Source organism: Pseudomonas sp. Ma2-10 (genome assembly GCF_054330215.1).
In genome coordinates, this window is sequence record NZ_JBTEYL010000011.1 from 1 (window position 1) to 14,825 (window position 14,825).

Annotated in this window: 13 protein-coding genes; 7 read left to right on the plus strand and 6 right to left on the minus strand. The window is 59.2% G+C overall.

What is annotated here, in order from left to right:
- A partial coding sequence (locus tag ACXPVS_RS14885) for an IS30 family transposase (RefSeq protein WP_458510614.1) occupies positions 1 to 740 on the minus strand: 740 nt, incomplete at its 3' end.
- Positions 741 to 979: 239 nt separating this feature from the next.
- Here ACXPVS_RS14885 and ACXPVS_RS14890 point away from each other — a divergent pair.
- On the plus strand, positions 980 to 2,026 hold the full coding sequence (locus tag ACXPVS_RS14890) for a histone deacetylase family protein (RefSeq protein WP_458510615.1): 1,047 nt from the start codon (positions 980 to 982) through the stop codon (positions 2,024 to 2,026).
- On the plus strand, positions 2,023 to 3,123 hold the full coding sequence (locus ACXPVS_RS14895; protein ID WP_458510616.1) for a polyamine ABC transporter substrate-binding protein: 1,101 nt from the start codon (positions 2,023 to 2,025) through the stop codon (positions 3,121 to 3,123). The genes ACXPVS_RS14890 and ACXPVS_RS14895 overlap by 4 nt, the downstream gene beginning before the upstream one ends.
- A gap of 22 nt (positions 3,124 to 3,145) precedes the next feature.
- Here the strand turns inward: ACXPVS_RS14895 and pdxR are convergent, their stop codons facing one another.
- On the minus strand, positions 3,146 to 4,696 hold the full coding sequence (gene pdxR, locus ACXPVS_RS14900) for a MocR-like pyridoxine biosynthesis transcription factor PdxR (protein WP_458510617.1): 1,551 nt from the start codon (positions 4,694 to 4,696) through the stop codon (positions 3,146 to 3,148).
- Positions 4,697 to 4,786: 90 nt separating this feature from the next.
- On the opposite strand from pdxR, the gene ACXPVS_RS14905 reads away from it, so the two are divergent.
- The 4 genes from ACXPVS_RS14905 (at position 4,787) to ACXPVS_RS14920 (ending at position 9,083) form a co-directional block, all read left to right on the plus strand.
- A complete protein-coding gene (locus ACXPVS_RS14905; RefSeq protein ID WP_458510618.1) occupies positions 4,787 to 5,410 on the plus strand; it encodes an FMN-binding negative transcriptional regulator in 624 nt (207 codons plus the stop codon).
- Between the two features lie 9 nt (positions 5,411 to 5,419).
- A complete protein-coding gene (locus ACXPVS_RS14910; RefSeq protein ID WP_348129319.1) occupies positions 5,420 to 5,866 on the plus strand; it encodes a GNAT family N-acetyltransferase in 447 nt (148 codons plus the stop codon).
- A gap of 17 nt (positions 5,867 to 5,883) precedes the next feature.
- Positions 5,884 to 6,555: a GNAT family N-acetyltransferase gene (locus ACXPVS_RS14915; RefSeq protein ID WP_458510619.1), complete on the plus strand. Its 672-nt coding sequence runs from the start codon at positions 5,884 to 5,886 to the stop codon at positions 6,553 to 6,555.
- 353 nt (positions 6,556 to 6,908) lie between these two features.
- A complete protein-coding gene (locus ACXPVS_RS14920) occupies positions 6,909 to 9,083 on the plus strand; it encodes an autotransporter outer membrane beta-barrel domain-containing protein (RefSeq protein WP_458510620.1) in 2,175 nt (724 codons plus the stop codon).
- Positions 9,084 to 9,161: 78 nt separating this feature from the next.
- Here the strand turns inward: ACXPVS_RS14920 and oadA are convergent, their stop codons facing one another.
- Both oadA and ACXPVS_RS14930 read right to left on the minus strand, forming a co-directional pair.
- Positions 9,162 to 10,970 (minus strand): sodium-extruding oxaloacetate decarboxylase subunit alpha, encoded by a 1,809-nt coding sequence (gene oadA / locus ACXPVS_RS14925; protein WP_458510621.1) that lies wholly within the window; start codon positions 10,968 to 10,970, stop codon positions 9,162 to 9,164.
- Positions 10,971 to 10,981: 11 nt separating this feature from the next.
- The gene (locus ACXPVS_RS14930; protein WP_458510622.1) at positions 10,982 to 12,397 is read right to left on the minus strand and encodes an acetyl-CoA carboxylase biotin carboxylase subunit; all 1,416 of its coding nucleotides are present in this window, start codon (positions 12,395 to 12,397) and stop codon (positions 10,982 to 10,984) included.
- A 190-nt stretch (positions 12,398 to 12,587) separates the two neighbouring features.
- Here ACXPVS_RS14930 and ACXPVS_RS14935 point away from each other — a divergent pair, with 190 nt between their 5' ends.
- A complete protein-coding gene (locus ACXPVS_RS14935; protein ID WP_458510623.1) occupies positions 12,588 to 13,550 on the plus strand; it encodes a LysR family transcriptional regulator in 963 nt (320 codons plus the stop codon).
- Here ACXPVS_RS14935 and ACXPVS_RS14940 read toward each other — a convergent pair.
- Complete coding sequence (locus ACXPVS_RS14940; protein WP_458510624.1) at positions 13,492 to 13,701, minus strand: PA3496 family putative envelope integrity protein; 210 nt, start codon at positions 13,699 to 13,701, stop codon at positions 13,492 to 13,494. The two genes, ACXPVS_RS14935 and ACXPVS_RS14940, sit on opposite strands and share 59 nt — an antisense overlap.
- A gap of 143 nt (positions 13,702 to 13,844) precedes the next feature.
- Positions 13,845 to 14,711, minus strand: a complete 867-nt coding sequence (gene hexR / locus ACXPVS_RS14945; protein ID WP_008156648.1) for a transcriptional regulator HexR — start codon at positions 14,709 to 14,711, stop codon at positions 13,845 to 13,847.
- Between the last annotated feature and the right edge of the window lie 114 nt (positions 14,712 to 14,825).

Sequence of the window (14,825 nt, forward strand, 5' to 3'; positions counted from 1 at the left end):
TGTTTTGCCATTTCGCGGCCTTGGTCATACGTCATGCTTTTACGCACCGCCAGCGGCATGCTGTTCAGTGCTGCACTGAAGCCTTGAACAGCAGAAGTAACCGTAGCATCGTTCATTTTTACCAACATCAAATAGCCACTCGTGCGTTCCACAAGAGTACCGACAGACGACCCATTATCTTTGCCCTTAATCAGGTCGCCTTCCCAGTGACCGGGCATCAAACGGTCTTCGATTTCCGGAGGGCGCACGTGAATACTGACCATCTCCGGGATCTGTCCACGACGATCAACCCCACCAGAACATGGCCTACGGGTACTTTTTCCCTGACGAAGGCACTGGATCAGTTCTTTGCGCAACCCCCCGACAGGCAACGCATAGATGGCGTTGTAGATCGTTTCGCGGCAGACGTAGGCTTCTTCAAAATTGATTTTCATAAGGCGCAGCTTGCCCGCGATTTGGTCGGGAGAAAAGCGTTCTCGAAGCAAGTGGATAACCAGCTCAAAGCGCTCATTACCCATGATCAGTTTCTTGAGCGGTCGACTGCCTATGCGCCGACCACGAGTAAACGCTTGAGCCTCGTGGGCCGAATAACTGCCAGGAAGTTGATTTCGACGAAGCTCACGACTGATCGTGGACGGGCTACGCCCCAGCAACCGGGCTATTTCGCGCTGGCTGAGTTTCTTGTATTGCCCGACTTGAATGGTCGCGCGTTCTTCGATGCTGAGTTCTGTATAGGACATGGCTGCACCTTACCGAAGGGTGAGGTGTTGCACTCAGTTTTCGCGGCCGCCGTTCTCAGACGGTTTTTATTGTCTAAATTCGCCATGCCCTGAGCTGGGGCACTGCCGCGTCAATAAGGGGCGAATTCCGGTCAATTTTTTTGGCCATATCGATCCCCTTTTGGCCTCTCCTGCCGTTCTCTCAAACGCCGCGCGCCGCAAGACTGTGTTCAACCGAATCAGCCTGCGGAGAACAAGAAATGCTGACGATCTACTCGGACGATCACCACCTGCACCACGGCCGTTGCGAATTGATGGACGGGCAACTGATGCCCTGCTTCGAAATGCCTTCGCGAGCCGACCATGTTCTGCAGCGCGTGCAGTACCGCGACCTCGGTCCGGTCGAAGCGCCGCAGGATTTCGGCCTCGACCCGATCGCGCGCGTCCACAGCCGCGACTACCTCGACTTCTTCAAAGGTGCCTGGGCGCGCTGGGCCGAATTCGGTACCGACGGCGACTTGCTGCCCTACACCTGGCCGGCCCGCACCCTGCGCCGGATCATGCCCACCAGCCTGCACGGCCAACTCGGCTATTACAGCTTCGACGGCGGCGCACCGATTACTGCCGGGACCTGGCAAGCGGCGTACAGCGCGGCGCAAGTCGCGTTGACCGCTCAAGCTGTCATTCAACGCGGCGCCCGTAGTGCCTTCGCGCTATGCCGGCCACCGGGACACCACGCGGCCAGCGACTTGATGGGCGGTTATTGCTACCTCAACAACGCCGCCATCGCTGCTCAGGCCTTCCTCGACCAGGGCCACAAAAAAGTCGCGATCCTCGACGTCGATTACCACCACGGCAACGGCACTCAATCGATTTTCTATGAGCGCAGCGACGTGCTGTTCACCTCGATCCATGGTCATCCGGAAGCGGAGTTCCCGTTCTTCCTCGGCTACGAAGATGAACGGGGCGAAGGCGCCGGCGCAGGCTTCAACTTCAACTACCCTTTGCCGGCGGGCAGCGGTTGGGACAGTTGGAGTGCCACGCTGGAACACGCCTGCAAAGAGATCGAAAAGTACGGCGCCGATATCGTCGTCGTATCCCTGGGTGTCGATACGTTCAAGGACGATCCGATCTCCCAATTCAAGCTCGACAGCCCAGACTACCTGGCCATGGGCGCACGCATCGCCGGCCTCGGCAAGCCGACGCTGTTCGTGATGGAGGGTGGCTACGCGGTCGAAGAAATCGGCATCAATGCCGTGAACGTTCTTGAAGGTTTTGAAAGCGCCAATGAGGAATTAGAAGAATGAAAAGTCTTAAGCGTTTTATCGCTCCCGCCCTGTGCGCCACAGTGCTCAGTGGTGCCGTTCATGCTGAAGAGCGAACGTTGCGCGTCTACAACTGGTTCGACTACATCACCCCCAAAGCGCTGGAAGACTTCAAGGCCCAGAACACCCAGACCAAACTGGTCTACGACATCTTCGACACCAACGAAGCACTGGAGGCCAAGTTGCTGACCGGCAACTCCGGTTACGACGTAGTGGTGCCGTCCAACGTATTCCTGGCCAAGCAAATCGAAGCCGGCGTGTTCCAGCCACTGGACCGCAGCAAGCTGCCGAACTGGAACCACCTCGATCCCAAGCTGATGAAGCTGATCGAAGCCAACGATCCGGGCAACAAATTTGCCGTGCCGTACATGTACGGGACCATTCTGATCGGCTTCAACCCGGACAAAATCAAGGCGGCCTTGGGTGACAACGCACCAGTGGACAGCTGGGACCTGATTTTCAAGGAAGAGAACATCAGCAAGCTCAAGCAGTGCGGCGTCGCTCTGCTCGACTCGCCGTCGGAGATCCTGCCACTGGCCTTGCAACACCTGGGGCTGGACCCCAACAGCAAGAAACCGGCGGACTACGAAAAGGCTGAAGCGCTGTTGATGAAGATCCGCCCGTATGTCACCTACTTCCACTCCTCGAAGTACATGGCCGACATTGCCAACGGTAACATCTGCGTCGCAGTCGGTTACTCCGGCAGCTTCTCCCAGGCAGCGAACCGCGCCAAGGAAGCCAAGAACGGCGTGATCGTCGACATGCGCCTGCCGAAAGAAGGCGCGCCAATCTGGTTCGACATGCTTTCGATCCCCAAAGGCGCGAGGAACCCGGAAGACGCCTACACCTTCATCAACTACTTGTTGCAGCCGCAGGTGATTGCACCGGTCAGCGACTTCGTTGGTTACCCGAATCCGAACAAGGACGCCACCGAAATGGTCGATCCGGCGATCCGCAACAACCCGAATCTGTACCCGACCGAAACGGCGATGAGCACGCTTTACACCCTGCAACCACTGCCCCGTAAAGCCGAACGGGCGCGGACCCGGGCCTGGACCAAGATCAAGTCCGGGACCTGAGACCTGACGGAAGTCCTCGACCTCAGGGGCGCCAAGCCTTTTGCAATCGCCCGAGCGCTGCGCTGATCGCCGCCTCGGGCACCGCCGCAAAGCCCAGCACCAACCCGGCGCGCTGATCCACACCGTTTCTCGAATCAGGTAACCAGTAACTGCTCAGGCCATTGATCTCGACATCGACGCTGGCGGCGGCTTCAATCAGTTCGCGTTCGCGGGCCTGAGTGTCGACCGCCACCGTCAGGTGCAGCCCTGCCGCCACGCTCGGCAGGCTGCCAACCCCGGGAATGTCCGAGGGCCAGTTGGCCAGAAGCGTATTGCGACGACTCAACGCCGCGCGGCGCATGCGGCGGATGTGCCGCTGGAAATGCCCGGCCGCCATAAACTCGGCCATGACCGCCTGGGTGCTCACCTCGGAATGGCGCACATCGACCGCGCGACGCTGGGCGAAAGCGTCTACCAATGCCGGTGGCAGCACCAGATAGCCCAGGCGCAATGCCGGGAAAGCCACTTTGCCGAACGTGCCGACGTAGAGCACCCGCCCGTGACGATCAAGCGCAGCCAACGGTGCCAGTGGCGCGCCGCTGTAACGATACTCGCCGTCGTAATCATCCTCGACGATCCAACCCCCGGATCGCTCGGCCCAGGCCAACAACTCCAGCCGCCGCGCCAGACTCATCACCACCCCGGTCGGGTACTGATGCGACGGCGTGACATAGGCCAGTCGACAATCCTTGAGCGCATTCAATTCGGTGCAGTCGATGCCCTCGCTGTCCACCGCCACCCCGTGCAATCGCGCACCGGCCACGGCGAACGCATGACCCGCCGCCCGATACCCCGGATTCTCGATCGCCACGCCATCGCCCGGCTCTACCAGCAGCTGTGCACAAAGGCTAATCCCCTGCTGTGCGCCACTGGTGATCACTATTTGCTCAGCCGTACACTGCATCCCCCGGGAGCTGCGTAAATACGCGGCAATCAGGCCGCGCAAGCGCGCGTCGCCTGCCGGATCGCCGTAACACAACTGCTGAAGATCCGGTTTGCGCCAGAAAGCCGCATTCAGCTTGGCCCAGACCTCGAAAGGGAACAGGTCGAAAGCCGGAACTCCCACGCGAAAGGCACGGGGCGGACCGACGGGAGGCAGGGCCAAATGGTTCCTTTCAACCCGCCCCAATGCGCCGCTGTGGATAACTTTGCTGGATGAAACCACAGGTAAATCCAAGCAATTTGTGGATAAAGCTGTGGGTAACCCTGTTGACAACCCTGTGGATACTTTTGTGGATAGTTTTTTCACCGGCAACACTGATTGAGGTAATTGCGCGACATACGTCCCGTCACCCACACGCCCTTCAATAAAGCCCTCGGCGTAGAGCTGATCGTAGGCCCGGACCACGCTGTTTCGGGAAATCGACAGCGCCGCCGCCAGATCGCGACTGGCCGGTAATCGCATACCGCTGGTCAGCCGACCGTCGAGCACTCGCACCCGCAAGGCTTGATAGAGCTGACGACTCAAACCCTGGCGGCGATCGAGTTCGATACCGGCCGGGTTGAATGACAAGGACAGTGGCTCGCTGGTCATGGCAATGGACCTATTAAATTGGTCATTAATGGCTCTTACAACAGACCAATAGCCTGCCTAGGATGCAGGCATTCGCCAAGGAAAATCTCCATGTACACGCCAAGCAGCTTTGCCATAGATGATTTGCATGAACTGCACCAGCAGATCCTCGGCACCCGCCTTGCTGTGTTGGTCACACACGGGGAACAAGGCCTGCAAGCCAGCCATTTGCCGCTGCTGTTGAGCTCAGACCAGGGCCCGAATGGCACCCTTTATGGACACTTTGCCAAGGCCAATCCGCAATGGAAGGAACTGCAGAACGGCGCCGAAGCCCTGGTCATTTTTGCCGGTGCCGACGCTTACGTCAGCCCGGGGTTTTACCCGAGCAAAGCCGAGCACGGCAAAGTGGTGCCGACCTGGAACTACGTCGCCGTGCATGCGTACGGCACGGCCGAAGTGTTCACCGACGCCGATCGCCTGCGCACGCTGGTCAGCGCGCTGACTGGTCGTCATGAAGCGGGTCGCGCCAGTCCATGGAAAGTCGCCGATGCCCCCGCCGACTACATTGACGGGATGCTCAAGGCCATCGTCGGGTTTGCCCTGCCGATCCAGCGCCTGGAAGGCAAACGCAAACTCAGCCAGAACCGCAGCGCCGCAGACATTACCGGTGTGCGCGAGGGGCTTGCCGCCAGCCCTGATGTGCACGACCAGGCCCTCGCCCACCTGATGCGTTAAGGAATGAACATGAGTCAGATCGACATCCGCCAGGTCACCGCCGACGACCACGCCGCCTGGTTGCCGTTGTGGCAAGCGTACCTGCGTTTCTACAACACCGAACTGCCTGAGGCCGTCACCCAAAGCACTTGGCAGCGCATGCTCGACCCGAGCGAACCGACCCATGCAGCGTTGGCCTGGGCCGATGACAAAGCGGTGGGCATGGTGCACTTCATTTATCATCGCTCGAACTGGAGCATCGAAAACTCCTGCTACCTGCAAGACCTGTTGGTAACGCCGGAAACCCGTGGCACTGGCGTCGGCCGACAGTTGATCGAATTCGTTTACGCGACAGCCAAAGAGGACGGTTGCTGCAAGGTCCACTGGCTGACCCACGAGACCAACGCCACCGCGATCCAGCTCTACGAGCGCATCGCCGAACGCCCCGGTTTCATCCAGTTTCGCAAAGCCCTGTAAGGTTCAAGGAGAACAGCATGTCGACTTCACTCGCCGACTGGAAAGGCGTTCCGACGCCCACAGTCCAAACCATTGAAGGGCGTTTCATCCGCCTGGAAAAACTCGACCCGGCGCGTCACGCCGACGGTTTGTGGAAGGCCCTGCAAGGCCCGGGCTCCGACCCGAAACTCTGGGACTATTTGCCTTACGGTCCTTTCCCGGAGCGCAGCGCGTTCAACGATTGGCTGAACAATCATGCGGCCAATAGCGACCCGTATTTCTTCAGCGTGATCGACCGAGCCAGCGGCGATGTGCAGGGCATCCTCAGTTTGATGTCGATTGTCCCGTCACAAGGTCGGATCGAGATCGGCCATGTCACATTTGGCGCGCCGATGCAGCGTTCGCCGAAGAGTACCGAGGCGGTTTATCTGCTCGCCAAAGAGTCGTTTGCCTTGGGTTACCGGCGCCTGGAGTGGAAGTGCAACAACGGCAACGCCCGCTCCAAATACGCGGCCGAGCGGCTGGGGTTCAGTTTTGAAGGCGTGTTCCGCCAGCACATGGTGGTCAAGGGTCAGAACCGGGATACCGCGTGGTATTCGATTCTGGACTCGGAGTGGCCGGCGATCGGGGCGGGGTTTGAGCGCTGGCTGGCCGATGAGAACCAGACGGACTCGGGGCAGGTGAACAACCTGGCGCAGTGCCGCACCTGATCGGCCTGCACTTGGCGCCCACCGATTCGTCGGCGACGGGCGAACCATAAGCGAGCCCTCAACCGATGTAAAACCCGGTTTCTTTATCTCAGGGCGGTCCGCATTAGGTGGCAAGTTCACTACTGGGTCGGTCGTCGGCATATGACTTTCAGCGTTTGCGATAGCCGGCCGTTTCTTGATTTTCTGTAAGAAAAAGCGTCAGCCCGAACAGGTAGAAACAACCTTCCTTCGGAGGCCGGCAATTTTCTACACAACCTTCTGACAACCCCCGCACGCTCACCGGAAGCAGCTGACATCGGCACCTATAGCCTCCCTCTTAGAGTTTGGCCTCCTGTCAACAGAGGCCGTACTCGATGTCCGCTCAACACAAATACCGACCACAACACCTGGCGCTGGCCATTACGCTTGCGCTGGGTTGCGCTGAATTTTCGATGGCTCAGCAGACCTCCTCGGACACCACCGCACCACCGATGGAATCGCCAGAGCAGCTCATCGCGGCGCTGGACGCATTTATAAATGATCCCGCCACCCACAAAACCACCATCAGCAAAGCAACGGAGGGTATTGATCGGACATTCGGCAATGGAGATGATCTGGTCATTGTGTCTGGCCGCGGAGCCCTTGCCGGATTGATTGACGGTGGTGACGGTATCAACTTCCTGCAACTCGATACCGCGAGCGGTGGCACGATAAGCGACAGCCGTCGTTTTGAAGGCCTGGAGCTCAAACGAAGCACTTGGACCATTAAGGGTTCCGGCGATTTCAGTACCGGTGTCTTGATAGGTTCAAAAGCAACGCTAATCAATAATGGGCATATCCAGGGTGGGGCGTTGACCCAAGGAACGCTTGTCAACAACGGAAAGATTGGCGGCGGAGCGACCGTGCAATCAGGAGGTACCCTGAACAACCCGGGAACTATCGAAGGCGACGTCGTTATCCATGAAAAAGGCGCTTTTGCGGGCAACGGTTTAATCGGCTCCCTGAGGGTAAACGGAAAGCTTGCTGTCGACGGTTTGCACGGGGCTCCAAAAGTTAAAGGTGACTTGAACCTCTCCAAAACGGCCGAGCTAACCTATGCGGTCAATGCCGACCGCAAAAGTGAAACGATGTTAATCAGTGGCACCGCCAACCTCGGCGGCGCCACCCTGAACATCGTTGCAGCACCGGGTGATTACCCGCTAATCAGCGAAAACACCCTCCTTGCCGCCAATAAAATCGAAGGGAAATTTGGGACAGTCATCAACAACCTTGCCTTTCTAACGCCCAAGCTCGCCTACGAAGAAAAGAGAGTCGACCTGATCCTCCTCCGTAACGATGTGGCGATCGAGAGTGTCGCCATCACGGACAACGGGAGGGAAGTCGCCCAAAGCATTGAAGAACCAGCGGGCATATCTCAAGCGCCCTCTATCGCTGAAGCCCCGAATCCACCTGCAAGTACCGACACATCCGTTCCGGCCGCCACCGTGCCAAAGGCATCCAGCCCCACAAACGTTGCTGTCGCAGCCCTGCTCAGCGCTGACAAACAGACGGCATCTGTTGCCATCGAACAGCTGGCCGGCGGCAACAACGCCAACCTTGCGAAAGCGACCCTGAACAGTGACAGCCCAATCAGCGCGACCATGCTCTCGGCCATGCGTCAGCTGGACAGCGCCAGTAGCTACAGCAACGCCTACAAGCGCAAGGCACCACGCCTGGCCGCCGGCAGCGAAGACAATGGCCGAGTCTGGCTTCAAGCATTGGGTCACGGCGGGACACTGGATCGCGACTACGACGCTCTGACACACACAACCCACGGCCTGGTACTGGGAGCTGATTGGGGCATCGATGAGGAATGGCGCATCGGGGTGATGAGCGGAAAATCTGAAACGCGCCTGGACAGCCGCGGCCTCGACGGCGATCTCGACAGCTGGCATTTGGGCGCTTATGCCCTACGTCAAAACGGGCCCATGTCCCTGCGCCTGGGTGCGACCTATAGCAGCCACAACGGCAGCACTAAACGCCGGGTTGCCTTCAAAGGTTTCAGCGACCGCCCCGAAGGCCGTTACGATGCCAACACCCAGCAGGCCTTTGCGGAAGTGGGTTACAACCTGGGGCGAACGAACGTCAGCATCGAACCGTTTGCCAGCCTGGGCTACCAACGCTATCAGCGCGACACCTACACGGAAAAAGGAGGCACAGCGGCGCTGAAGGTACACGGTCAAACGCACAACAATTTGAACAGCACATTCGGCCTGCGGCTGGCGAAGCTCAACACTCTGGATAACGGCATGCAACTGACGCCACGGTTCAGTGCCGGCTGGAAACACACTTACGGGGACGTCTACAGCGATACCCGCCAACGATTGGTTACGGGCGGAAAAAACTTCACCGTTTCCGGTGCGCCGCTGGACCGTGACAGTCTGCTGGTCGATGCAGGGCTGGACCTAGGATTGTCAGCAAAACACACCTTGGGCGTCGGTCTCTCTGGCGAGATCGGCACCGACAGCCGAAACCACGGCGTGACGGGTCAGTGGCGAATGAGTTTCTAACAGCCACAAACCCGGGGCGAAAAAAAAGGGGAGCACATGCCCCCCCGAGGTTTAAAGCGGTATATCGAGGCTGTTAACTCAGCCTTCGATCTCGATCAGGATTTCGCCCGGGTTCACTCGGTCGCCCTTGGCCACGTGGATGGCGGTGACTTTGCCGGCGATGGCCGATTGGACTTCGGTTTCCATCTTCATCGCTTCGGTGATCAGCACGGCCTGGCCGGCTTTCACGGTATCGCCTTCCTTGACCAGCACGTCGACGATGTTGCCCGGCATGGTGGTGCTGACGTGGCCCGGTTCAGTGGCTTGCTTGCGCTTGCTGCTGCCGCCGCTGACGAATTCGTTGAGCGGTTCGAACACCACTTCTTCCGGCATGCCGTCGATAGACAGGTAGAAGTGACGCTTGCCTTCAGCCTTGACGCCGACACCGGTGATGTCGACGCGGTAGGTCTCGCCGTGGACGTCGATGACGAACTCGGTCGGCACGCCTTCGCCACCGGCCGAGGTCACACCGCCCGCTTCAGGAATCGGTAGCAGCACTTCAGGTGTCAGGGTGCCGGCCGCGCGCTCTTCGAGGAACTTGCGCCCGATGTCCGGGAACATGGCGTAGGTCAGCACGTCTTCTTCAGACTTGGCCACCGTACCGATTTCAGCACGCAGCTTGGTCATTTCCGGCTTGAGCAGATCCGCCGGACGCACATCGATCACTTCTTCGCTGCCGATCGCCTGGCGACGCAGTTTTTCGTTGACCGTACCCGGCGCTTTGCCATAGCCGCCTTGCAGGTAAAGCTTCACTTCGTTGGTGATGGTCTTGTAGCGCTCGCCGGCCAGCACGTTGAAGAACGCCTGGGTGCCAACGATCTGCGAGGTCGGAGTCACCAGCGGCGGGAAGCCGAGGTCTTCACGAACGCGCGGGATTTCGGCCAGCACTTCGCTCATGCGGTTCAGGGCGCCCTGCTCTTTCAACTGGTTGGCCAGGTTGGAAATCATCCCGCCCGGTACCTGGTTGACTTGAACGCGAGTGTCGACGGCAGTGAATTCGCTTTCAAATTGGTGGTACTTCTTGCGCACGGCATAGAAGTACAAACCGATCTCTTGCAGCAGTTCCAGGTTCAGGCCGGTGTCGAACTCGGTGCCTTTAAGGGCCGCGACCATCGACTCGGTGCCTGGGTGGCTGGTGCCCGAAGCGAAGCTGGAGATCGCGGTATCGATGTGGTCGGCGCCGTTTTCGATGGCCTTGAGTTGGCACATGGTGGCCATGCCGGCGGTGTCGTGGGAATGGATGAACACCGGCAGCGACTGCTCGGATTTCAACGCCCTGACCAGTTCGCCAGTGGCGTACGGGGTCAGCAGGCCAGCCATGTCCTTGATCGCCACCGAGTCGCAACCCATGGCTTCCATTTGCTTGGCTTGCGCCACGAACGCGTCGATGGTGTGCACCGGGCTGGTGGTGTAAGCGATGGTGCCTTGGGCGTGTTTGCCGGCGGCTTTCACCGCTTCGATGGCGACTCGCAGGTTACGCACGTCGTTCATCGCATCGAAGATGCGGAACACGTCGATGCCGTTGACCGCGGCCTTGGCGACGAAGGCTTTGACCACGTCGTCGCTGTAGTGGCGGTAGCCCAGCAGGTTCTGGCCCCGCAGCAGCATTTGCAGGCGCGTGTTAGGCAGCGCCGCGCGCAGTTGGCGCAAGCGCTCCCACGGGTCTTCTTTGAGAAAACGCACGCAGGCGTCGAAGGTCGCGCCGCCCCAGCATTCCAGCGACCAATAGCCGACTTTGTCGAGCTTGTCGCAAATCGGCAGCATGTCTTCGGTGCGCATGCGGGTAGCGAGCAGCGATTGGTGGGCGTCGCGCAGGATGGTGTCGGTTACATGGATCTTCTTGGACATTGTTTTATTCCTCACAGGCCTGCGTGGGCGGCGATGGCGGCGGCGATGGCCAGGGCCAGCTCTTCGGGTTTGCGCTTGATCGAGTAGTTGGTCAGTTCAGGGTGGGCTTCAACGAAGCTGGTGTTGAACTGGCCGCTACGGAATTCCGGGTTACGCAGGATTTCCTGGTAGTACGCGGCAGTGGTCTTGACCCCTTGCAGACGCATGTCGTCCAGGGCGCGTAAGCCACGGTCCATGGCCTCTTCCCAGGTCAACGCCCACACCACCAGTTTCAGGCACATGGAGTCGTAGAACGGCGGAATGGTGTAGCCGGTGTAGATCGCCGTGTCGGTACGCACGCCGGGACCACCGGGTGCGTAGTAACGGGTGATCTTGCCAAAGCTGGGCAGGAAGTTGTTTTTCGGGTCTTCGGCGTTGATCCGGAATTGCAGCGCGAAACCGCGATGCTGGATGTCTTCCTGTTTCACCGAAAGCGGCAGGCCGGACGCGATGCGGATCTGCTCACGAACGATGTCGATGCCAGTGATCTCTTCGGTGATGGTGTGTTCCACCTGCACCCGGGTGTTCATCTCCATGAAGTACACCTCGCCCTCGGCGAGCAGGAACTCCACGGTGCCGGCGTTCTCGTAACCCACAGCCTTGGCCGCACGCACCGACAGGTCGCCGATGTAGGCGCGCTGTTCAGGGGTCAGTTGCGGGCTCGGGGCGATCTCGATGAGCTTCTGGTTGCGACGCTGGATCGAGCAGTCACGCTCGAACAGGTGCACCACGTTGCCAAAACTGTCGCCGAGGATCTGCGCTTCGATGTGTTTGGGATTAACGATGCACTTTTCCAGGAACACTTCCGCAGAACCAAAAGCCTTGGTCGCTTCGGAAATGACCCGAGGGAACGCCTGTTCAAGCTCTTCGCGGCTATCGCAGCGACGGATACCACGGCCACCGCCACCGGAAGTCGCCTTGAGCATCACCGGATAACCGATACGGTCGCCTTCGATCAAAGCTTCCGCGATATCCGCGACGTTGCCTTCGGTCCCCGGGGTGACGGGTACGCCAGCCTTGATCATGCTGCGACGGGCCTCAGTCTTGTCGCCCATGCGGCGAATCACTTCAGCCGATGGGCCGATGAACTTGATGCCACGCTCGGCGCAGATATCTGCCAGTTCAGCGTTTTCCGAGAGGAACCCGTAGCCGGGGTGCAGCGCATCGCAACCGGTTTCTACCGCCAGATTCACTAGCTTGCGCGCATTCAGGTAACCGGCCAGCGGCTCGGCACCGATGCTGTGGGCTTCGTCCGCGCGTTTCACATGCAAGGCATGACGGTCGGCGTCGGAATAGATCGCAACCGAGCGAATGTCCATCTCGGCGCAGGCACGCACGATTCGTACGGCAATCTCACCACGGTTGGCGATCAGGATCTTTTTTATCACTTGGAGGTTCCCTTGAGCCGGTGGTACCCACGACCTGCTAGACCAGGTCGACGCGTGACCAAATGTTTCGATTCAGTCGCAGCACCACACTAGCCCCCACAAGGGATTAACAAAAATGATTAATTATTGGGTCAGCCATAAGTAAAGACTTATAGTTGGCGCATCAGCCTTCGGCGAGAGCGCCTATACAATGCGTAAGTCCTTGATGCGTATGACATTACGTCAATTACAGATCTTTAATGAGGTTTGTGATTTGCGCTCCTACAGCCGCGCAGCCGATGAAATGTCGCTCACACAACCTGCCGTGAGCCTACAGATTCGTCAACTTGAAGAGCTGATTGGTCAGCCTTTGTTCGATTACGTCGGCAAAAAGCTCTATATGACCGAGGCTGCCGAAGCCCTTCAGCGCGCCAGCCGGGACATTTTCGGCCGCCTGGAAAACCTCGACATGCAGCTTTCAGACATGCAGGGATCGCTGCAAGGACAGCTGAAACTGGCGGTGGAATCCAGCGCCAAGTATTTCGTGCCGCATCTGTTTGCCGCGTTCAAGCGCCAGCACCCGGAAGTGAACCTGCATCTGACGGTGGTTAACCGCGGACAAGTGATTCGACGCCTTTCGGACAACCGCGATGACTTGGTGATCATGTCGATGGTGCCGCAAGACATGGGGCTGGAGTTTCTGCCGTTTCTCAACAATCCAATCGTGGCCGTGGCGCCGCCGGATCATCCGCTGTCCCACATGGGGCCGCTGCGCTTGCAGGATCTGGAGCCTTATACGCTGCTGTTGCGCGAGCCGGGCTCCGGTACGCGACTGGCTTGCGAGGAGTATTTCAAGGAGAAGCGCGTGCACTTCACGCAGATCCAAGAGGTGGCGTCGGCCGAAGCCCAGCGTGAATGCGTACGGGCAGGTCTGGGCCTGGCGCTGTTGACGCGCCACGCCCTGAACCTTGAGTTGGCGACCGGCGCACTCATAGAGCTGCCAGTCGAAGAGCTGCCGTTGTACCGCAGCTGGTGCCTGGTGCAAGCCAAGGCGAAACGGCTGTCACCGGTGGCGCACGCGTTCCTTGCGTTTATTCGCAGTGAGCGGGTGCAGATCAGTGCGCTGGTTGAGCGTTTCGACGGGAAGTTGCCGGTACCGCCTGCCAGTAATTGAGCTCCAGCCCAGGGCAATCACCGATATCGGCCAGCAGTTGGCGACGTTCGCAGCGATCTTCGATAGCGCGGCGAAATTCCATGCGGCGCTGGTCTTCCTGCTGACGTCGGGTTCTGACAGCGCTGTTGCGTTCTTCGTAGGGCTGGGCCATTTCGAGTCTCCCAAGGCGATTACGGGAGTTTCAAGATAGGCGCGAGGGATGACGGTTTGGCGGCGGGAGGATTACAGAGAGATGAATGTTGTTCTGTGGCGAGGGGATGTACCCGCTCGCCACAGGGTCCGTGTCGTCTTGCATCAATCGTCCAGCGCTTTTACCGATTTAGGCGACAGCCGCAAGCTGCGCAGGCTGCGCTTGACGCTCTTGAGGTGATTGACCAGGCTCGGCCCGCGCGCCATGGCCACGCCCATCGCCAACACGTCGATCACCACCAGGTGGGCAATGCGCGAGGTCAGCGGCGTATAGATCTCAGTGTCTTCGTGCACATCGATCGCCAGGTTAACGGTCGACAGTTCAGCCAACGGCGTCTGGCTCGGACACAAGGTAATCAGCGAAGCGCCGCTTTCGCGCACCAGATTGGCGGTGATCAACAGGTCCTTGGAACGCCCGGACTGGGAAATACAGATCGCCACATCGGTCGGTTTCAACGTTACCGCGGACATCGCCTGCATGTGCGGGTCAGAGTACGCCGCCGCCGTCAGCAACAAACGGAAGAACTTGTGCTGGGCATCCGCCGCCACCGCCCCCGATGCGCCAAAGCCATAGAACTCTACCCGCTGGGCCTGCGACATGAGCGACACAGCACGCTGCAACTCCACTGGATCGAGCTTCTCGCGAACCTCCATCAGGGTGTGCAGCGTGGTGTCGAAGATTTTCAGGCTGTAGTCAGCAACCGAGTCGTCTTCATGAATCGCGAATTGTCCGAAGCTCGCGCCGGCAGCCAGGCTTTGCGCCAGTTTCAGCTTCAAGTCCTGGAATCCGGAGCAACCGATGGCGCGACAGAACCGCACGATAGTCGGTTCGCTGATGCCCACGTTGTGGGCCAGGTCGGCCATGGAACTGTGCATCACCGCCGCAGGATCAAGCAGCACGTGGTCGGCGACCTTGAGCTCCGACTTGCGTAAGAGATGGCGTGACTGGGCGATGTGTTGCAGCAGATTCAAAGGGCTGGACTCTTTGTTATTGGCAGGTGCCGGGGATGTAGCACGCTTGTAGTTATACTACATGAATCGGCTTTTTGCCTGCCCAATGCGTAACTCGACATCCCCATTTCACGC

Bases quoted from the DNA above. Each gene is read 5' to 3' on its own strand.
- ACXPVS_RS14895 (WP_458510616.1), top strand. From the start codon at position 2,023: ATGAAAAGTCTTAAGCGTTTTATCGCTCCCGCCCTGTGCGCCACAGTG.
- ACXPVS_RS14920 (WP_458510620.1), top strand. From the start codon at position 6,909: ATGTCCGCTCAACACAAATACCGACCACAACACCTGGCGCTGGCCATT.
- ACXPVS_RS14935 (WP_458510623.1), top strand. From the start codon at position 12,588: ATGCGTAAGTCCTTGATGCGTATGACATTACGTCAATTACAGATCTTT.
- oadA (WP_458510621.1), bottom strand. From the start codon at position 10,970: ATGTCCAAGAAGATCCATGTAACCGACACCATCCTGCGCGACGCCCAC.
- ACXPVS_RS14940 (WP_458510624.1), bottom strand. From the start codon at position 13,701: ATGGCCCAGCCCTACGAAGAACGCAACAGCGCTGTCAGAACCCGACGT.
- pdxR (WP_458510617.1), bottom strand. From the start codon at position 4,696: ATGACCAGCGAGCCACTGTCCTTGTCATTCAACCCGGCCGGTATCGAA.
- ACXPVS_RS14910 (WP_348129319.1), top strand. From the start codon at position 5,420: ATGAGTCAGATCGACATCCGCCAGGTCACCGCCGACGACCACGCCGCC.
- ACXPVS_RS14890 (WP_458510615.1), top strand. From the start codon at position 980: ATGCTGACGATCTACTCGGACGATCACCACCTGCACCACGGCCGTTGC.
- ACXPVS_RS14905 (WP_458510618.1), top strand. From the start codon at position 4,787: ATGTACACGCCAAGCAGCTTTGCCATAGATGATTTGCATGAACTGCAC.
- ACXPVS_RS14915 (WP_458510619.1), top strand. From the start codon at position 5,884: ATGTCGACTTCACTCGCCGACTGGAAAGGCGTTCCGACGCCCACAGTC.